The following is an 18,778-nucleotide window of genomic DNA, read 5'->3' as shown; positions in this document are numbered from 1 at the left end:
CGAAGGGGCAGCCGGGAGGCGGGCAGAGGCGACGCAAGCACCGCAACGAGGGAGCGAAGCGACCGAGCGAGGAGCACAGCGAGCGTCTGTCCGCCTCCCGGCTGGGGCTTCGGTGGTCTCGGTCACGGAGTCGCTCTCACCGAAGGAAGTCACGTACAGTCGAGCGGCCGGGGCTTCGGTAGTCGTGTCGATCGACGATGCGTCAGCAGCAGTGAAAAACAGAAATTCGGGTGTCGCTGGACCGTGATCGGCCAGCACGTCGCTGTCCTAAGCGCTCTCGACCGCGTCCAGCACAGCCTCGTAGTCCGGCTCGTTCGTGGGGTCGTCGGCGACCCAGTCGTAGACGATCTCGCCGTCGTCGTCGATCACGAACACTGCCCGGTTGGCGATCCCGTGAAGCCCCAGGTCGGCGATATCGATTTCGAGGCCGTACGCCCGGATGGCGTCGCCGGCCATGTCGCTCACGAGGTCGAACTCGATCCCGTGCTCCTCGCGGAACGCGCCCTGCGAGAACGGCGAGTCGGCACTGATCCCGAACAGCGTCGCGCCCGCGTCCGCGAACGCGTCGGCGCGCTCCTGGAACGCGATCATCTCGTTCGTACACGGCGGCGTGAACGCGCCGGGGAAGAAGGCCAGGACGACCGGCCCGTCGCCGATCTCCTCGTCGAGGTCGAACGGTTCGTGGTCGCTCGTGCCGACCGTCGCGGTGAACGTGGGTGCGGCGTCGCCTGTGGATACCATCGACCGATCGTACGTCCGATTCGGGCAAAAGGCTTGTCTCACCCCCGCTCGGTTCTGGTGTCGACTGTGAACCGAGCTCGCCCGTTCCCGGGCTACTCCCGGTCGAGGTACTCCTGTTGGACCGCGACGATCTCCGCGGAGTCCTCGCAGTCGGCGTACCGACGGAGCGGTTCGTCGTTGAGTTCGAGGAACGTCTCGCCCCACGTGAACTTCGAGAGGATCCGCTCGGCGTGGTCGCGCTCGCCGAGGAGTATCAGCGCGGCCGCGAACGCCTCGACGGTCGTGAGCTTCATCGGCCGCCCGAAGTTCACGGGGTTGGCGGCGACGAGGTACGGCAGCGCGCGGTGTTCGCCCGGCAGCGAGAACATCTTCTCGCCCGCCGACTCCCACGAGCAGTCGAGCGCGACGAGGGCGTTCTCGCGGGCGCGCTCGGCGTCCGCCGGCGAGAGCGCGCGCTCGGCGTGGGGGTTTAACACGACGCCGTACGGCGTGGCGCGGTCCGAGCGATGAAGCTCCGCGAGGTCGAAGCGCGCGAGCTTCCGCGCCGTACACTTGTCGGGGTCGTCGTCGCCCTCGTACCGGACGTGTAAGTCCACGGTACGCCATTGGCCGAGCCGGTTATAAGGCGTACGAACGGAGCCAGCGGAAGCCGACGAAAAAACGGGCGGAGCCGCCGTCCGCGCCCGATCACGGGGCGCGCGTCTGCGTCACGATACGGTCGCGTTCGTCGTCTTCCGAGGGGACGCGCGTTCGCGTCTCGATCAGGTCCGATTCCTCTTCGGTCGGTGTGTCACTCATCGCGGGCGTCAGTCGGTCGTCGCCACGGAAAACAGCTTGGCTAAAACAATTAGTGTTCGCCTTATATTCTATTACTTGACCAAAATAATGCGGATTACACAAGTGAATGTACACCGATTACCCAGTTCTACTGCTGAAAAACGGATTCAACTGATGGCAGTCAGTCCCGATCGGTCTGGATCACACCCCCGATACCGTCAAACCGGCCCGGTACCGGCGGGGTTTTTCATCGTCGCGGCGCAGGTGATCGCATGGAGCTGTTCGCGGTTCCGGACCTCCCAGAGATCCGGGAGGGAGACGACCTGGCGGCCATGATCGACGAGCGCGTCGACCTCCGCGCGGACGACGTGGTCGTCGTCGCGAGTACGGTCGTCTCGAAGGCCGAGGGGCGCGTCTTCGACCTCGACGACTTCCCGGCCGGGTCGCGCGCGAACGAGGTCGCCGACCGCCTCGCGGAGGTCTCCGGCGAGGAGAAGGACCCCCGGTTCGCGCAGGCCGTCATCGAGGAGTCGACGGAGCTGATCATGGAGGCCCCGTTCCTCCTCACCGCGACGCGGTTCGGCCACATCGGCGTCAACGCCGGAATCGACCGGTCGAACGTTCCCGACGGCGACCTGCTTCTGCTCCCAGACCGCCCCTCCGAGAGCGCCGACCGGATCCGGGAGGGGCTCGCGGCCGACCGCGTCGTCGTCAGCGACACCTGCGGGCGGCCCTTCCGCCACGGCCAGCGCGGGGTCGCGATCGGGTGGGCCGGCCTGCCCGCCAGCCGCGACTGGCGCGGCGAGCGCGACCGCGACGGCCGCGAGATGGGCGTCACCGTCCAGAACGTGATCGACGAACTCGCCGCCGCCGCCAACCTCGTCGCCGGCGAGGGCGACGGGGGAACCCCGGTCGTCGTCGTCCGCGACTGGAGTTTCGGCGACCACGAGGGATCGGACAACCACTTCCGCGAGGTCGACGGCGACTTCGTCCGCCAGGCCCTGCGAGAGTGGCGCTTCGAGGAATAACCATGCTCGGCATCGAACTCACCCCAGAACACGAGCTGCACCGCCTCGTCGACCTCGGCGTCCGCGCCGAGGAGGCCGGCTACGACGCCGTCTACTCGACGTGTCACTACAACAACCGCGACCCGTGGGCGTTCCTCTCGCGGCTCGCGGCCGCCACGGACTCGGTCCGGCTCGGCCCGGGCGTCGCCAACCCCTACGAGACCCACCCCGTGACGCTCGCCTCGAAGGTCGCCACCCTCGACGAGGCCTCGGCGGGCCGGGCCGTCTTCGGACTCGGCCCCGGCGACCCCTCGACGCTCGCGAACCTCGGACTCGAAGACGAACGCGGCCTCCGCCCCGTGCTGGAGGCGTTCAAGACCGCCCAGAAGCTGTGGGCCGGCGAACGCGTCGACCACGAGGGGACCTTCGACGCCGCCGACGCGGGCCTCAACTACGAGCCGCCGCAGGGCGCGGATATTCCAGTCCACGTCGGCGGCGAGGGCCCCCACATGTGCCGGATGGCCGCGAAACACGCGGACGGACTCCTCTACAACGGATCGCACCCGAAGGACCTGGCGTGGGCCCGCGAGCAGGTCGACGACGGGCTCGACGACCGCCCCGACGGCCGGGGCGAGTTCGACCTGATCGCCTACGCCGCGGTGTCGGTCGCGGAAGAGGAGAACGCCGCCCGCGAGGCCGCCCGACCGCCGGTCGCGTTCATCGCCGCGGGCGCGGCCCCGCCCGTCCTGAAGCGACACGGGATCGACCCGGACGCGGCGAGCGCGATCGGCGAGTCGGTCTCCGCCGGGGAGTTCTCCGCGGCGTTCGAGCGCGTGACCCCCGCGATGATCGACGCGTTCTGTATGGCGGGCACGCCCGAGACCGTCCGCGAGCGCGCCGCCGCCGTCGCCGACCACGCCGACGGGCTCGTCGTCGGCTCGCCGCTCGGGCCCGACCTCGAATCGGCCGTCGACCTCGCGGCCGAAGCGGTCGGCGACCACTTTTAATCCGACCGGACTCCGGCCGACCGGATTCCCGGTCGGTGACAATCGAGAATCGCTCGTGATAACGCCGCCGGGAGGTTCATAACCCGTTCTCATCGAGGTCCGAATATGTCCACGACACGACAGCGCCGCCCGGGGATCCGCGGGCGGTACGAGGCCCTCCTGTGGCGGACCATGGACGCGCTCGGCGTCACGGAGTCCATAGAGCGGAAAGTCGTCACGGCCGTCGGCATCCAGTTCCTCGTCACCGTCGGCATCTTCCTCACGCAGTTCCTCGTCGACGGGACCGCCGCATACGTGATCTCCGGGGTCCTGTTCGCCGGGGCCGTCGTCGCTATCTACAACACCCTCCTCATCGTCCGCCGCGACTTCGCCGGGCCGATCCGGGCGCTGGAGCGCGAGGCTGAGGCGATCGCCGCCGGCGACCTGAGCGGGGCCGGCGGGACCGACGACGCGGCGCTCGACCCGAGCCAGCCCGACGAGATCGGGAGCCTTGTCGGCGCGTTCGACGAGGTTCGCGGCTACCTCACCACCGTCTCCGCGCAGGCGGAGGCGATCGCGGCACAGGAGTTCGATGATCCGGCGCTCGACGAGGAGGTCCCCGGCTCCTTCGGCGAGTCGCTCGACGAGATGGCCGACAACCTCGCCGCGTACACCACCGAGATGGAGGCGCTCGTCGACGCGTTCGGCGACGCCGCGGAGCGGGCGCAGGCCGGCGACCTGACCGCGACGATCGACGGGGCCGCGCTGGCGACCGACGGGCAGCGGTACGACGAACTGGTCGACAACTACAACCGGCTCGTCGCGACGCTCGGCGAGACGCTCGGCGACGTGGGCGCGTTCACGGCGGACGTGGCCGGGACCGCGGACGACGTGCGCGCGAGCATGGACGAGGTCGACGACGCGAGCGGCGACGTCGCCGGCTCGGTCCAGGAGATCTCGGACGGCGCGGCCGAACAGACCGACGAGCTGGAGGCGATCGCCGGCGAGATGAACACGCTGTCGGCGACGGTCGAAGAGATCGCGGCGAGCGCGGACGACGCCGCCGAAACGGCCCGCGACGCCGCCGAACGCGGTCGGTCGGGACGAGAGGAGGCCGCCGAGGCGATCGCGGAACTGGAGACGCTGGAGACGCGGATCGGCGAGACGGCCGCCGCGGTCACCGACCTCGCGGAGCGGGTCGGCGAGATCGACGAGATCGCGGCCGTGATCGACGAGATCGCCGAGGAGACCAACCTGCTCGCGCTGAACGCCTCGATCGAGGCGGCGCGCGCCGACGGCTCGGGCGACGGGTTCGCGGTCGTCGCCGACGAGGTGAAGTCGCTCGCGGAGGAGACCCGCGAGTCCGCCGCGGAGATCTCCGGGCGGATCGAGGCGGTTCAGGAGGCGTCGGCCGAGACCGCCGCCGACGCAGAGGCGATGGAGACGCAGGTCGCGGAGGGCGTCGAGACGATCGAGTCCACGCTGCGGGAGTTCGAGGGGGTCGTCGAGGACGTGACGACCGTCGACGAGACCGTCCAAGAGATCAGCGACGCGACGGACGACCAGGCGCGCACGACGCAGGAGGTCGTCGACATGGTCGACGGGGTCGCCTCCGTGAGCAAGCAGACCGCCACCGAAGCCGAGACCGTCGCGGCCGCGGCAGAGGAACAGACCGCGACCGTCTCCGAGGTGACGGGGCGGGTTCACACCCTCTCGGACCAGTCCGACGAGCTACTGGCGCGGCTGACGGAGTTCGAGGTGCCGGACGGGGACGCTGGGACCGGAAACGCGGTCCGCGGCCCGGGAGCGTCGGGCCCGCCGGGAGACGCCGGAGCGCGCTCGGCGACGACCGGCGACGACGACTGAGGAAGGGAGCCGCTATTCCGAGCGACCGCGGCCGCCGAGCGCCGGGAGGTCAACGCCGATCTCGCCCAGAAGCGCGCCGACCGCCGCGTAGCCCAGCACGGCCACCGCACTGACGAGCAGGACCTGTCCGACGACGACGAGGAGCGCCGACAGCGGGTCGCCCGCGCCGAGGATCAGGTCGTTCAGGAAGATGTCGACGAACCGGCCGACGTCGCCGACCAGCCGCGAGACGAAGTCGATGAGCGCGATCATGGGCCACGGTTGGACCGGGGGGTACTTGGGTGTTGAGTTCGCGGCGGCGTCTCGCCTGCCGGGCTACGCCCGGTCCGGCTCCGCCTCGGACATCGACGGGTCCGGTTCCGCCTCGGACATCGACGTTTCCTCCGAGCGCGCGTACCGGAGCGCCCAGCCGATCAGGACCGCCTGAAACGGGAGGCGGACCCACGCCGCCAGCCGCGCGATATCCGCGAACCGCTCCGGGACGAGGTCGTTCAGCACGTCGCTCCGAGCGAGGTGGACGTTGGCCGGGAACACGGCGACGAGGAGGGCGACGATCCCCCACGCAGACGGGCGTCGCGTCCGCCGCAGCGCGACGCCGGCTCCGAGGACGACTTCGGCGATTCCGGAGAGGTACACGAGCCCGACCGGCCGCGGGAACGACGGCGGGATCGCCGCGGCGAACCGCTTCGGCGCGAGGAAGTGAGCTATTCCGGCGGCGACGTACGTCGCGCCCATCAGCGGCGCGAGCGATCGGTCGGGGTCGTCGGAGTCAGCTTCGGGGTCAGAGTCGGTCTCGTCGTCGGTCATACCTCGCCACACGGGCGGGAGGGGTATCAGTCCTCGGCGGCGGGTTCCCGGAACCCTCGCCCGGGTCCCCGGAACCGAACCCCTTAGGGACGGTCGAACCCAATGCGTCGGTAATGAACACGTTGTTCTGGGTGCTGACGGGCGTCCTCGCGTACTCCGCGGTCGCGATGTGGCTGCGGAACAGGGGGATCCTCCCGGACGCGGTCCGCGTCTCCGGTCCGGTGTTGACCCTCCGGACCCTCCGCGGCCGCGCCTTCCTCGGACGGCTCGCGACGCCGAAGCGGTTCTGGCGCGCGGTCGCCAACCTCGGGCTGGGCGGGGCCTTGGTGGCGATGGTGGCGTCGTTCGCGCTCATCCTCTCGTCGGCGATGTCGGCGTTCACGAACGCGCAGCCCTCGGCGATCCAGCAGCCGCAGAACTTCCTCATCATCCCGGGCGTCAACGACTTCCTCCCCCTCTCCGTCGCGCCCGAGATCGTCGCCGGCCTCGCGGTGGCGATGGTGATCCACGAGGGGGCACACGGGCTCCTCTGTCGGGTCGAGGGCATCGACATCGACTCGATGGGGCTCGTCTTCTTCGCGCTGCTCCCCGTCGGCGCGTTCGTCGAACCCGACGAGGAGGCGACGCAGGCGGCCTCCCGCGGTGCCCGCGCCCGGATGTTCGCGGCGGGCGTCACCGCGAACACGGTGCTGACGGTCGTCGTCTTCGCGCTCCTCTTTGGTCCCGTCGTGGGGGCCATCTCGCCCGCGGCGGGCTACGCGGTCGGCGAGGTGAACCCCGGCTCCCCGGCGGCCGCGGCGGACATCTCGCAGGGCGACCGGATCGTCGAGGTCGCGGGGACCCCGATCGAGACGAGCGGCGAGTTCGAGTCGGCGATCGCCGACGCGGGCGACTCGGTCGCGCTCACCGTCGACGACGGCGAGCGGAGAGAAACGGTGACGGTCGACCGCGAGCTACAGGTCGTCGGCTCCGCCGGCGGCAACCCGCTCAACGTGACGATCGGGGAATCGCCCGTGACGGTCGCGGCCGTGAACGGCGAGCGCGTCGCGATCGAGTCGGACTTCTTCGCCGCGGTCGGCGACGACGAGCGCGCGACGCTCACCGTGACCGGCAACGCGAGCGTCCTCGACCCGGTCCGCGACGCCCCCGGGGCCGAGGACGCCTCGACCGTCGAGACCGCGGACGGCGAGGTCGCCGTCACCGTCCCGGACGTACCGATCGGCGCGTACGTCGTCGGCGTTCAGGAGGGCGGCCCGATCCACGACGAGGGGGCGGCCCTCGGCGAGCCGCTGACGATCGTCTCGATCGACGGCGAGCGCGTCGTCGACAACGAGGCGCTCTCCGCGGTCCTCGGCGACCGCGACGCGGGCGAGACCGTCCCCGTCACGGTGTACGATTCCGACGGCGAGCGCGAGACCTACGACGTGGAACTCGACCCGCACCCGAACCGCGACGGCGGGTTCATCGGGGTCAGCGTCTTCCCCGGCACGAGCGGCCTCGCGCTTGACGACGTGGGCGTCACCGAGTACCCCGCGGGCGCGTACCTCGAACTGCTCGGCGGCGAGGGCGGTGAAGGCGCGGGCGACGGGCTCGCGCTCGGCGGGGTCACCGACTCGCCGCTCGGCTTGGTGTTCGTCGCGCTGATCCTCCCGCTCGGCAGCCTGTTCGGGCTCCCGTTCAACTTCGCGGGCTTTACCGGCGACCTGACCAACTTCTTCGTCGTCGAGGGGCCGCTCGCGGCGCTGGGCGGCGGCGTCTTCCTGCTGGCGAACCTCCTCTTCTGGTCGGGGTGGATCAACATCCAGCTGGCGCTTTTTAACTGCCTGCCGGCGTTCCCGCTCGACGGTGGCCGAATCCTGCGGATGGTCGCCGAGGCGGTGGTCAGCCGGGTCCCGATCAGCGATCGCCACGCGGCGGTGCGGACCATCACGGTCTCGTCCGGGCTGGTGATGCTGGCCGGGCTGATCGCGATGATCTTCGGCAACCAGATCCTCACCGCGCTCGGGCTGATCTGAGGCGGGTCACCGACTTCCGGGCCGTGAAAACGCTTCTCTCCGGCGGTTGCGAAAAACTGCCTCCCGCTTGAGGGAAACGCGTTTCCCCGGCGGGCGCGACGGACCCGTATGACCCGCTCGCGGACCGTCGAACTCGAGGGACACATCATCGACAGCGGTACGATGCAGCGCTGCTTCGGTGCGGTGATGGACCTCGGCGGATCGTTCGACGTCGAGCAGTTCGACGTCGGGAAACACGAGACGGAGGAGTCGTACTGCCGGCTGACCGTCTCCGCCGACGACACCGAGACGCTGCGGGCGATCCTCCACGAACTCCACCAGAACGGGGCGGTGCTGGAGGACCCCTCGGAGGTGAACCTCGTCGCCGCGCCCGCGGACAAGGTGGTCCCGCCGAACTTCTACTCCACCACGAACCACCCGACTGAGGTGCTGTACGGCGGCGAGTGGATCGCGGTCGAGCGGATCGAGATGGACTGCGCGCTGGTGGTCGAACCCGAGCCGGCAGCGGACGCCGGCGAGGGGAACCGAGCGGACGCCTCGGGCGACGACGAGACCGACGGCGGTCCGCGCGCGTACACCAAGACGCTCAACGCGGTCGAGGAGGGGGACCTCGTCGCGACCGACGAGTCCGGGATCCGGGTGAACCCGCCGGAGCGCCCGCGGAGCGGCGGCGGCGCGTTCGGCTTCATGCAGGGCGGCGTCTCCGCCGAGCGCCCCTCCGAGTCGACGATCCGCGAGGTCGCCGCGGAACTGCGCGCGGTGAAAGAAGACGGGGGCAACGTGATGGTCGTCGCCGGCCCCGCGGTGATCCACTCGGGGGCTGGCAACGCGCTCGCCGACTTGGTCGCAGCGGGCTACGTGGACGCGCTCTCGGCGGGCAACGGGTTCGCCACCCACGACCTCGAACGCTCCATCTACGGCACGTCGCTCGGGATGGACGTGGAGACGCTCGAACACCCCCGGAAGGGCCACAAACACCACATCTGGACCATCTCGGAGATTATCCGGGCGGGCGGGATCGAGGCCGCCGTCGAGGAGGGGATCGTCACGGAGGGAGTGATGTACGAGTGCGTTGAAAACGACGTAGACACCGTCCTCGCGGGGTCGATCCGCGACGACGGGCCGCTCCCGGACACGATCACCGACGCGGTGGAAGCGCAGAACGCGATCCGCGAGCAGGCCCACGAGGCCGACCTCGTGATCATGCTCGCCACGCTGCTCCACTCGGTCGCGGTCGGGAACTGCCTCCCGTCGACGACGAAGACCGTCTGCGTCGACATCAACCCCGCCACCGTCACCCAACTGCTCGACCGCGGCTCCGCGCAGGCGATCGGGATGGTCACCGACATCGGGACGTTCGTTCCGACGCTCGCGGAGTTCGTGCTGGAGGAGGCGGGGAGTGCGGAGGGCCACGCGGAAGGAGGTGACGCGTGACCGTCGACATCCGTCCCTACGACCGCGAGCGCGACGCGGAGGGGCTGTACGAGTCGAAGGTCGCCTTCGAGCGCGGCCTCGGCGAGAACACCGGCGGCGACGAGAAGGCGGCCGCCTACGAGGGCAAACTCACGGACGCGTACCGCGAGCGCTGGCTCGACTGGGTCGACCGCTGCGTCGAGGACGACCCCCGGTGCGTGACGGTCGCGGTCGACTCCCGGACCCGAGCGGTGGTCGGCTACGTCTTCGTCCTCCCCGAGCGACTGGCGATGGTCTGGGACGCCGCGGTCCTGAACGAGCTGTACGTCGCGCCCGAACACCGCGGGACCGGCGTCGCGGACGACCTGATCGACGCGGCGCTCGCGCTCGCGGCCGACCAAGACCTCCCGCTCGACCGGCTGGTCCTCGACGTCGACCCCGCGAACGAGCGCGCGAAGGGGTTCTACGACCGCCACGGCCTCGAGTCGTGGGGCGAGATGGTCGCGCGACCGCTGGACGACGCCTGACGACGCCCGACGCGCCGACCCGTCCGACTTCCGAAGCTACAAGCGCGTCCGACCGCTCTCGACGGGCGTGATCCAGATCGGGATCGTCGGCTGCGGCGTGATCGGGAACCGACTCGCCGACGCGATAGCCGACCACGACCGGTACGAACTGGCGGCGGCCTGCGACCTCGACGCGGACCGCGCCGAGGAGCTCGCGGCCGACCACGGTACCGACCGCACCGCGACGACGACCGACCACGAGACGCTCGTCGGTATCGACGAGCTCGACGCCGTCTACGTCGGGGTCCCGCCGCTCGCCCACCGGGAGGTGGTCGCCGACGCGCTCGCGGCCGACAGGCACGTGATCTGCGAGAAGCCGATCGCGGCCGACGCGGAGACGGGCCGCGAGCTGGCGGCGCTCGAAGCGGAGACGGACCGCGTCACGGCCGTGAACCTCCCGTTCCGCTACACGCCGGGGTTCGTCCGGCTGCGGGAGCTGGTCGCGGCGGGCGAAATCGGCGACCCGCGCCGGGTCGAACTCCGGTTCCGGTTCCCCGAGTGGCCCCGCGAGTGGCAGGACGTGGCGTGGCTGGAGTCGCGCGCGCAGGGCGGCCCGCTGCGCGAGGTCGGGACGCATTTCCTTTTCGGGGTTCAGGAGCTGTTCGGTCCGATCGAGACCGTCTCCGCGGATGTCGGCTACTCGGGGCCGGACACGTACGAGGACGACGTGGTCGGCACGTTCCGAGCCGACGGCGTCCGCGGGACGATCGACCTGCTCTGCGACCACGAGGGCGACGAGGAGAACGCGATCACCGTCGTCGGCGACGAGGCGTCGCTGTCGCTGACGGAGTGGTACCGGCTCGTGCGCGACCGCGGCCGGGAGGGCGAGACGACGCTCGTCGACGAGCGCGGCGACACGGTCGCGGACCTCCTGACCGAGTTCGCGAGCGCGGTCGACGGCGACGGCGGCGACCTCGTTTCGTTCGCGGAGGCGACGCGCGTTCAGGAGGCACTGGACGCGGTCCACGCCTCCGAGGGCGACCGGGTTCGGCCCGGGGCGGACGGTGGTGGCGCACCGTAGCCGGAATCGAGAGCTGACGGCGACGGCGGAATATAGCCCGGAATCGGGTGCCACCGGGCGGCGGCCGCGGACTCGCGAGACGGGAACGCCCGACAGGAATTATACGTCTCTCGGACCCATCTCCGCGTATGAGCTACCTCGTTGCGACCGACGGGTCGACGGAGAGCGACGAAGCCGTCCGATACGCGGCGCGGCAGGCGGTCGCGTTCTACGAGACGCTCGAGATCGCCCACGTGCTGACCCCGGACTCGGAGCTGGTCGACGGGACGATCATCCTCCCGGGCGAGGAGGCCGCGGTCGAGGCGGGACAGGGGGTCTTGGAGAACGCCCGCGCCGTCGCCGAGGAGGCCGTCGGCGACGAGTCGATCGACGTGGAGACCCAGCTCCTCACCGGTCGCCCCGCCGACGCGATCACGGAGTACGCGGCCGACGGGGCCGTCGACGCGATCTACGTCGGCCACCGGGGGCTGAGCGAGGAGCGCGAGCAGGTGGTCGGCAGCGTCGCGAAGAGCGTCGTCGACAAGGCCGACGTGCCCGTGACGGTGATCCGGTAGTTATCAACCAAAGAAAACTACTGAGGGGCCGCGAGACCGCCGATTTCCTCGATTTTCCGTGCCGATCCGGCTGTCACAGGCCCCGGAAAGAACCGCCATTATCGGACGTTCAAAACGGCGTTGGGCACTACACGAATTGATGCCCGAAGACGTACTCGTCACGGCGGACTGGGTCGAAGAGCGCCTCGACGAATTCCAAGACGACGATTCCGACCACCGGCTCGTCGAGATCAACAACCCGACCGTCACCGACGAGTCGGAGTACACCCCCTACGAGGAGGGGCACATTCCCGGCGCGCTCAACTTCGAGTGGGACGCGGTGTTCACCGACGAGACGGAGCGCGACATCGTCTCGAAGGAGAACTTCGCGGCGCGAAACGGCGAGGGCGGCGTCGACGCCGACACGACGGTCGTCGTGTACGGCGGCGGCCGCGTCCCGAACTGGTTCGCGCTGTTCGGCTACTGGATCTACAAGTACTACGGTCACGACGACATCCGCGTGATCGACGGCGGGAAGGGCTACTGGGTCGCCAACGACTACCCGCTCTCGACCGAGGAGCCGGACTTCACGCCGCGCGAGTACGAGGCCCGCGGTCCCTTCGAGAGCGTCCGCGCCTACAAGGACGACATCGACAAGGCGATCGAGGAGGGGATCCCGATGGTCGACGTGCGCTCCCCCGAGGAGTTCTCCGGCGAGGTCATCGCCCCCGAAGGGCTCAACGAGACGGCCCAGCGCGGCGGTCACATCCCCGGAGCGAGCAACGTCCCGATCGGGACCACGCTGAACGAGGACGGCACGTTCAAGAGCGCCGACGAGCTCCGCGAGCTGTACGGCGACGCCGGCGTCGACGGCGACGAGTCGACGATCACCTACTGCCGTGTCGGCGAGCGCTCGTCGATCGAGTGGTTCCTCCTGCACGAGCTGCTCGGCTACGACGACGTCCGCAACTACGACGGCTCGTGGACCGAGTGGGGCAACCTCGTCGGCGCGCCGATCGAGACGGGCGAGTAGGACCCCGGACGAGCGAGTAGACGACGCCCTGCGCGACGACGCGCGCAACGCTCCCCGAAGACACCGCGTTTCCGATATTTTTCGACACAGAAAGAATCGAACCGCGGGAACGCGACGCTACTCGACCGGCTCGAACCCCGTGACTTCGAAGCGCGCACCGCCGGCCTCGCTCTCGGTGACTCGGACGTCACAGCCGTGCGCCTCGGCGACCTCCTCGACGATAGCGAGCCCGAACCCGGTCCCGTCGTCGCGCGTCGAGTACCCGGCGTCGAAGATCCGCTCGCGCTCGTCCTCGGGGATTCCGGGACCGTCGTCCGCCACGTAGAATCCGGTCTCCAAGTCGCCGACCGTGACTGTCAGGTCGTCGCCGCCGTGTTCTACACTATCGTCGGGCCCTGCCCGACTGCTCGTGGAACCGCGTTCCACGCTGTCGCCGGACGGAGTCCGGCTGCCCGTCGAGCTATGCTCGACGCTGTTCCGGATCAGGTTCTCGAACAGCTGTGCGAGCCGGCTCCGATCCGCGATGACGGCGGAGTCGACATCGATCGCGAGCGTCGCCCCGCCGGTGTCGACGTTCTCCCAGCAGTCCCCGACGAGATCGGCCAACTCGACGGGTTCGGACTCGGTCACCGCCGCGCCCTCGCGCGCGAGCGTCAGGATATCGTCGACGAGCGACCCGATCCGGCCGTGCGCCCTCGCGACCGCGTCGAAGTGTTCGTCGTCGCGCTCCGACCGGGCCAGGTCGAGGTGTCCCTCGGCCGCGTTCAGGGGGTTCCGCAGGTCGTGGGAGACGATACTGGCGAACTCGTCTAACCGCGCGTTCTGGCGCTCGAGTTCCCGTTCGCGCTCGATGCGGTCGAGCGCGGTCGTCGTGTGCGCCGCGACGGTCTCCGCGAGCGACACGTCGACGTCGTCGAACGCGTCGCGTTCGGTCGACCCGATCAGGAGCACGCCGTGGTCGTCGAGCGGGAGGATGATCTCGCTCCGGATCGGCGTGTCCGGGTTGAACGGCTCCGAAACCTCCGAGAGGTCGCCGTAGATCACCGGCTCCCCCGACTCGAACGCCCTGCCTGCGAGCCCCTCACCGAGTTCGAACACCGGCGGTTCGCCGACGAGTTCCTCGGTCAGGTCCGTCCACGCGACCGGGACTAACGCGCGGTCGCCCTCGTCGTAGAGGTGGACGGCGCACGCCGGCATATCGAGGACGTCGTTGACGGTGTCGACGGCGATTTCGGCGGCCCGATCGGCCGTCTCGGCCCGCATTACCGACCGCGCGGTCCCGTGTAACGCGTTGATGGCCCGCTTGTGTTCCTCCTGTCTGGTAATGTCGGTCACGAACCCCTCTAACGCCCCCACGTCGCCGTCGGCGGAATACACCCCCTGACCGCGTTCCCAGACCCACTTCGTCTCCCCGGCCTCGGTGCGGATCCGGTAGGTGATCTCGAACGGCTCGCGCTCGTCGACCGCGTCCTGTATCGACTCCCACACCGCCTCTCGGTCGTCGGGATGGACGACCCGGTCGCCGTACACGCCCGCGTGGCCCTCCAAGTCGGAGGGATGATACCCCGTCAGCTCCGTCACCTCTCCCCTGACGTCCTCCATGGGCCACCCGGGCTCGTTCGCACATCGATAGACCATCCCCGGCAGGTTGTCGACGAGCCGCGCCAACCGTCGCTCGCGCCGTTTGCGCTCCGTGAGATCTCGGCCGATTCCGATGAGTCCGATCAGATCGCCGTCGCGGTCGGTCAGTCGCGATCCGGTGAACTCGTAAGGGATGCGTTCGCCGTCCGCCGTCAGCAGCGCGGATTCGTCGGTCGTTCCGCTCGTCTCGAACACGTCCTCTATCGCAGCGGAGATCCGGTCCCGATTCTCCTCTGGGAAGAGGTCGGTCGCCCGTATCTCCCCGAGTTCCTCGTCCATGTAGCCGGTGGTCTCCGCGAGGTGGTCGTTCCACCGACGGAACGTCCCGTCGGCGTCGATGACGTAGAAGATGTCGTTGAGTGCGTCGAGTGCCTGTTCGATGAAGTCGCGCTCCTCGCGGAGGCTCTCTCGGACCTCGAACGAGTGGATGACGTGAGCGATGTCGTCGCCGAGTTCGTCGAGCAGGTCGCGTTCGGTCGCGTCGAAGGCGTTCGGGCGGTCGGCGTAGACGGCGAGCGCGCCGTACAGCGTGTCCTGATACTCAAGCGGAAGTGCGGCCACCGACCGAAACCCCCGTTCGACCGCCGCTGACTGCCACGGTTCGAAGTCGGGATCCTCGGCGACGTCCTGCGAGACGGCGACCCGCCGTTCGCGTATCGCCGTGCCGGCGGGTCCCCGTCCGGTCGGGCGCTCGTCGGTCGTGATCGTGATCCCGTCTAGGTAGCCGCGCTCGACGCCCGCGGACACGTGGGGTTCGACTCGGTTCGTTTCGGCGTCGACCTCGCCGATCCACGCGAAGCGGTAGGGGTCGGAGTCGCTGATGATCTCGCAGACGCGGCGCTCGACCGCGGCCCGCGAGTCGGCGCGCACGATCGCCTTGTTGATCTCGCTGGCGAGCGTGCGGATCCGGTCGAGTTCGGCGGCCCGCTGGCCCGTCCGGTACTGTTCGACCGCGTTCGTGACCCGGTTCGCGAGGACGGCGTACTGCCCGGTCCCGCTCTCCTTCTGGAGGTAGTCCGTGACCCCGGACGCGATCGCGTCGCTGGCGACCTCCTCGCTGCCCTTGCCCGTGTAGAGGATGAAGGGGAGCTCCGGTCGTTCCTCGCGGACGGTTTCGAGGAACTCGATTCCGTTCCGACCGGGCATGTTGTAGTCGGAGACCACGCAGTCGACATCGCCGTCGGCGACGCGGTCGAGACCCTCGGTCGCGTCCGTCGCGGTCTCGACGTCGATCCGGTCGTCCTCGCGTTCGAGGTAGGTCGCGGCGAGCTCCGCGAGGTCCGGATCGTCGTCGACGTGGAGAACGCGGATCGCGTCTGGGTGTGGACTCATGTGCCGCGTATCCATCGAATTCGGAGCCACGGTAAATAAGATAGGGGGCGAGCGCTCCGATTCGCCGCACACGGCGGCCGCGCCGGATCCGGTTCGGGCACGGACGACTCTCTCCTTCGGTGGAACCTCATTCTCCGAGCCCGGGCAGAAAACCTATTTCTACCCCGAACCGAAGCGCCGACGTGTACCTCGGTCTCGCCCTCCTCCTGCTCGCGGTCGGGATCCCGCACGCCATCTGGCCGTACGAGTTCGCGCGGTTCGAAGAACGGATCGACTCGATCGGGAGCAAGCGGTCGTGGTCGGAAGTCGAACCCGCCGAGTGGAAGGTCGACCTTACGCGCGTTGTCGGGATCGGGATGGTGTTTCTGGGCCTGATCGAACTCCTCACCGGCTGACGGGGTCCGCGCCGTCCGCTCAGTCGTCCAGCGAGGCGACGGCGGTCCGCTCCGCGCCGATCCGGCGGTCGAGGAAGTCGTCGAGGAGCTCCAGCGACGGGATCTTCTGGTCGATGTCGCCGGAGCCGTGCCCCTCCTCACCCAGCTCCTCGTACTCGTAGTCGACGCCCTCCTCGAAGCCGGCGTCATCGAGCGCGCCGCGGGAGATGCGCGTCCGCGAGACGGGCACCGCGAATCGCAGCTCCTGCCGCCAATGGTCGCCGATAGCGTTCTATATCTTCGATTCCAGGCTGTACAATTGTACTGTGTGGACTGTGTAGCATTTTGTCGGCTTCCTCCCACGACTGAAGTCGTGGGCTTCCGCCTCGTGCCTCTGTGATTAGACCAAGAGCTGGATGTCGGCGTCGGCCATGTCTTGGAGGGCTGTCGCCGCGCCGACGCCCGTGGTGACGCCGTCGTAGAATTCGCTTTCGTCGTAATCCATCAGGTCGATGGTCATCTGACAGGCCTGGAACTCCACGCCCATGTCGAGGCTCGTCTCGATGAGCTCCTCGATGGTGGCAGTGTCGTTATCCGCGATTTTCCTCTCCATCATCTTCGTCGTCACGCGGTCCATGCCCGGGAGCGCCGCGACGGCGTTCGGCACGGGCATGTTGGGGTTGCCGACAGAGCTGAGCTTGAGGTTCTTCGAGCGCTCCTCGTGGAGGATCTCCAGCCCCCAGAACGTGTGGAAGACGGTCACCTCGTAGCCGAAGGCGGCGGCGGTGCTGGCGAGGATGAGTGGGGGATACGCCATGTCCAGCGTCCCCTTCGTCGCGATGATGCTCATCTTCTTGCCGTCGTCGTCACTGGTGGCTTCTGCGAGCGCGTCCTCCAGTTCGTCGACGCGGGCGGCCAGCTCCGCACGCGAGGGCGCGTCATCGGCCGACGCGTCGGGTGTGTCCGTGCTCATCGTTACTCCGTCTTGCGCACGTAGTGTTTGTACACGTCGTCGCCCTCTTCCTGATCAACGAGCTCGACGCCCTCAGTGCCGGCCGCCCAGCCGTCGATGTCGCTCATGCTGCCCGGATCGGTGGCCAACACTTTGAGGACCTCGCCGGCCGCGAGGTCGTCGATAGCGCCTTTCGTCTTCACCACAGGCATCGGGCACGATGCGCCTTTCACGTCGAGCGTCTCCGCGATGTCGTATTCAGCACTCATTGGTTATCTGCTCCGTCTGTATTGGAGCTATCGCACAATACCTCCCGCCCGACTAAAAGATTGTTGATTATTGTGTCTGCTACAAACTACTAATTGGGGACGAGAATCTTAGAAATGGCTTCATTAACCCATATACGGCTTAATTAGAGATTTTTGGTTTTCCTTCCTCAGGTAGTATTGTTTAGCTAGGGGAATACTATGAGAATCCTTTTGTGTATCCGGCCGGTAGGAGCGACTGTACAACATGAACGCTGACGACTTCCCGACTCCTGACGTCGAAGTCGCGTCGGTCGAGCCGGAAACGCTGAAAGACCGCATCGACGCTGGCGAGGATATGACGCTCCTCGACGCCCGCATGCGATCCGATTACGAGGAGTGGCGTATCGACGGCGAGAACGTCACGTCGATCAACGTCCCGTACTTCGAGTTCCTCGACGACGAGATCGACGACGACGTCCTCGACCAGATCCCCGACGATCGCGAAGTGACTGTCCTGTGTGCGAAGGGCGGAGCCAGCGAGTACGTCGCGGGCACGCTCGCGGAGCGGGGCTACGACATCGACCACCTCGAAGACGGGATGAACGGCTGGGCGAGCATCTACGAGACCGTCGAAGTCACCGACTACGACGGCGCGGGCACGCTCCTCCAGTACCAGCGCCCCTCCTCGGGCTGTCTCGGCTACCTTCTCTACGACGACGGCGAAGCCGCGATCATCGACCCGCTGCGCGCGTTCACCGACCGCTACCTGGACGATGCTGAAGACCTCGGTGTCGACCTCCAGTACGCGCTGGACACCCACGTCCACGCCGACCACATCTCGGGCGTGCGTGCCCTCGACGACGAGGGTGTCGAGGGCGTCATCCCCGAGGCGGCCGTCGACCGCGGCGTCACGTACGCGGACGAGCTGACCGCGGCCGAGGACGGTGACACCTTCCGGGTCGGCGACGCCACAATCGAGGCCGTCTCCACGCCCGGCCACACCACCGGGATGACCTCGTATCTCGTCGACGGCAGCCTGCTCGCGACCGGTGACGGGCTGTTCGTCGAGAGCGTCGCTCGCCCCGACCTCGAAGAGGGCGACGACGGCGCGCCGGATGCGGCCCGCATACTCTATGAGTCCCTCCAAGAGCGCGTGCTGACGCTGCCCGACGACACGCTGATCGGGGGCGCACACTTCAGCGACGCCGCCGAGCCAGCCGCGGACGGGACCTACACGGCCCCTATCGGCGACCTCGTCGAGGAGATGGACGCGCTCACGATGGACGAACAGGAGTTCGTCGACCTGATCCTCTCGGACATGCCGCCGCGGCCGGCCAACTACGAGGACATCATCGCGACGAACCTCGGGCAGAACGCCGTCGACGACGAGGAAGCGTTCACGCTCGAACTCGGCCCCAACAACTGCGCGGCGAGCCAGGAGTCGCTCGCGGGTGACTAACGACGCC

Annotated in this window: 18 protein-coding genes and 1 pseudogene; 11 read left to right on the top strand and 8 right to left on the bottom strand. The window is 68.7% G+C overall.

Features of this window, described 5'->3' with window-relative positions:
* Positions 1-267: 267 nt before the first annotated feature.
* The gene (locus tag QOL69_RS03850; protein WP_048076296.1) at positions 268-741 is read right to left on the bottom strand and encodes a redoxin domain-containing protein; all 474 of its coding nucleotides are present in this window, start codon (positions 739-741) and stop codon (positions 268-270) included.
* A 92-nt stretch (positions 742-833) separates the two neighbouring features.
* Positions 834-1,337, bottom strand: a complete 504-nt coding sequence (locus QOL69_RS03845; protein ID WP_048076297.1) for a DUF367 family protein — start codon at positions 1,335-1,337, stop codon at positions 834-836.
* A gap of 453 nt (positions 1,338-1,790) precedes the next feature.
* On the opposite strand from QOL69_RS03845, the gene QOL69_RS03840 reads away from it, so the two are divergent.
* The 3 genes from QOL69_RS03840 to QOL69_RS03830 all read left to right on the top strand — a co-directional run bounded on the left by QOL69_RS03840 (position 1,791) and on the right by QOL69_RS03830 (position 5,377).
* On the top strand, positions 1,791-2,546 hold the full coding sequence (locus QOL69_RS03840; protein WP_283402099.1) for a coenzyme F420-0:L-glutamate ligase: 756 nt from the start codon (positions 1,791-1,793) through the stop codon (positions 2,544-2,546).
* A gap of 2 nt (positions 2,547-2,548) precedes the next feature.
* The gene (locus QOL69_RS03835; protein ID WP_283402098.1) at positions 2,549-3,532 is read left to right on the top strand and encodes a 5,10-methylenetetrahydromethanopterin reductase; all 984 of its coding nucleotides are present in this window, start codon (positions 2,549-2,551) and stop codon (positions 3,530-3,532) included.
* Between the two features lie 171 nt (positions 3,533-3,703).
* Positions 3,704-5,377 carry a methyl-accepting chemotaxis protein gene (locus QOL69_RS03830; RefSeq protein ID WP_283404206.1) on the top strand — a complete coding sequence of 558 codons (1,674 nt, stop codon included), beginning with the start codon at positions 3,704-3,706 and terminating at the stop codon, positions 5,375-5,377.
* Between the two features lie 12 nt (positions 5,378-5,389).
* Here the strand turns inward: QOL69_RS03830 and QOL69_RS03825 are convergent, their stop codons facing one another.
* Together QOL69_RS03825 and QOL69_RS03820 are read right to left on the bottom strand one after the other, a co-directional pair.
* Entirely contained in the window at positions 5,390-5,629 is a 240-nt protein-coding gene (locus QOL69_RS03825; RefSeq protein WP_283402097.1) for a DUF8024 family protein, read from the bottom strand.
* A 63-nt stretch (positions 5,630-5,692) separates the two neighbouring features.
* Positions 5,693-6,184, bottom strand: coding sequence for a DoxX family protein (locus QOL69_RS03820; protein WP_283402096.1), 492 nt, complete (start codon positions 6,182-6,184; stop codon positions 5,693-5,695).
* Between the two features lie 113 nt (positions 6,185-6,297).
* On the opposite strand from QOL69_RS03820, the gene QOL69_RS03815 reads away from it, so the two are divergent.
* The 6 genes from QOL69_RS03815 (at position 6,298) to QOL69_RS03790 (ending at position 12,765) form a co-directional block, all read left to right on the top strand.
* Positions 6,298-8,199, top strand: a complete 1,902-nt coding sequence (locus QOL69_RS03815) for a site-2 protease family protein (RefSeq protein WP_283402095.1) — start codon at positions 6,298-6,300, stop codon at positions 8,197-8,199.
* A gap of 108 nt (positions 8,200-8,307) precedes the next feature.
* Positions 8,308-9,633, top strand: coding sequence for an ornithine cyclodeaminase, nickel-pincer nucleotide-dependent (locus QOL69_RS03810; RefSeq protein WP_283402094.1), 1,326 nt, complete (start codon positions 8,308-8,310; stop codon positions 9,631-9,633).
* Positions 9,630-10,139 carry a GNAT family N-acetyltransferase gene (locus tag QOL69_RS03805; protein WP_283402093.1) on the top strand — a complete coding sequence of 170 codons (510 nt, stop codon included), beginning with the start codon at positions 9,630-9,632 and terminating at the stop codon, positions 10,137-10,139. Before QOL69_RS03810 ends, QOL69_RS03805 begins: the two co-directional genes overlap by 4 nt.
* Positions 10,140-10,206: 67 nt before the next feature.
* Complete coding sequence (locus QOL69_RS03800) at positions 10,207-11,199, top strand: Gfo/Idh/MocA family protein (RefSeq protein WP_283402092.1); 993 nt, start codon at positions 10,207-10,209, stop codon at positions 11,197-11,199.
* Positions 11,200-11,327: 128 nt separating this feature from the next.
* Positions 11,328-11,753, top strand: coding sequence for a universal stress protein (locus QOL69_RS03795; protein ID WP_048076302.1), 426 nt, complete (start codon positions 11,328-11,330; stop codon positions 11,751-11,753).
* Between the two features lie 139 nt (positions 11,754-11,892).
* A complete protein-coding gene (locus QOL69_RS03790; protein ID WP_283402091.1) occupies positions 11,893-12,765 on the top strand; it encodes a sulfurtransferase in 873 nt (290 codons plus the stop codon).
* A gap of 117 nt (positions 12,766-12,882) precedes the next feature.
* Here QOL69_RS03790 and QOL69_RS03785 read toward each other — a convergent pair whose 3' ends face one another.
* Positions 12,883-15,738, bottom strand: a complete 2,856-nt coding sequence (locus QOL69_RS03785; RefSeq protein WP_283402090.1) for a GAF domain-containing protein — start codon at positions 15,736-15,738, stop codon at positions 12,883-12,885.
* A 182-nt stretch (positions 15,739-15,920) separates the two neighbouring features.
* Between QOL69_RS03785 and QOL69_RS03780 the strand changes: the two genes are divergently transcribed.
* Complete coding sequence (locus QOL69_RS03780; RefSeq protein ID WP_048076304.1) at positions 15,921-16,133, top strand: DUF6199 family natural product biosynthesis protein; 213 nt, start codon at positions 15,921-15,923, stop codon at positions 16,131-16,133.
* 19 nt (positions 16,134-16,152) lie between these two features.
* Here the strand turns inward: QOL69_RS03780 and QOL69_RS03775 are convergent.
* From QOL69_RS03775 to QOL69_RS03765, 3 genes and pseudogenes are all read right to left on the bottom strand, one after another.
* Positions 16,153-16,362 (bottom strand): annotated as a pseudogene (locus QOL69_RS03775) (S9 family peptidase); the annotation flags it as partial.
* Between the two features lie 150 nt (positions 16,363-16,512).
* Positions 16,513-17,085: a DsrE/DsrF/DrsH-like family protein gene (locus QOL69_RS03770; RefSeq protein ID WP_283402089.1), complete on the bottom strand. Its 573-nt coding sequence runs from the start codon at positions 17,083-17,085 to the stop codon at positions 16,513-16,515.
* Positions 17,086-17,087: 2 nt separating this feature from the next.
* On the bottom strand, positions 17,088-17,333 hold the full coding sequence (locus QOL69_RS03765; RefSeq protein ID WP_283402088.1) for a sulfurtransferase TusA family protein: 246 nt from the start codon (positions 17,331-17,333) through the stop codon (positions 17,088-17,090).
* A 244-nt stretch (positions 17,334-17,577) separates the two neighbouring features.
* On the opposite strand from QOL69_RS03765, the gene QOL69_RS03760 reads away from it, so the two are divergent.
* Positions 17,578-18,771 carry an MBL fold metallo-hydrolase gene (locus tag QOL69_RS03760; RefSeq protein ID WP_283402087.1) on the top strand — a complete coding sequence of 398 codons (1,194 nt, stop codon included), beginning with the start codon at positions 17,578-17,580 and terminating at the stop codon, positions 18,769-18,771.
* Positions 18,772-18,778 lie beyond the last annotated feature (7 nt).

Source organism: Halorubrum sp. DM2, assembly GCF_901686465.1.
Lineage (GTDB): Archaea > Halobacteriota > Halobacteria > Halobacteriales > Haloferacaceae > Halorubrum.
Note: the sequence above shows the minus strand (reverse complement) of the source record. Positions and strands in the feature narration are given on the sequence as shown.